1 protein-coding gene is annotated in these 380 nt (G+C 45.0%); it reads right to left on the bottom strand.

Features of this window, described 5'->3' with window-relative positions; translation table 11 throughout:
• Window positions 1-340, bottom strand: a 340-nt coding sequence (locus ACOV8S_RS31605; protein ID WP_448321902.1) for an MFS transporter, incomplete at its 3' end; no start/stop codon positions are given.
• Between the last annotated feature and the right edge of the window lie 40 nt (window positions 341-380).

Raw genomic sequence — 380 nt, 5'->3', positions numbered from 1 at the left:
GAATGCTAAAGTTCCCTACTTGTGTAATGAACGTTAAAAGCATCGTGACGACAAGCAAAGGCTGTTTGAAAATATGAACGAGCACATCCTTCCGTGAGTAAGAAACGCGCCTCGCTTCTTTTGAACGGATGGGATGTTCTTTCACTCCGAAAATAATCACAATTGCTGACACATAAATGACAGCCGCTGTGAGGAAAAACGTATAAATAAATCCGACGCTGTCTGCCATGAATCCGCCCATTAATGGACCAAACAATCCTCCGGCGACATTACTCATCTGCATCGTTCCAAGGGTTTTACCTGCAGTTGCCTTTTCCGTCTGTGCAGAGATGAGTGCCATTGAAGTCGAGATAAAACCTGTGACAAGCCCCATGAAGAGC

It is taken from the genome of Streptomyces sp. CO7 (assembly GCF_053474865.1).
This window is presented reverse-complemented; position numbering and strand designations above follow the sequence as displayed.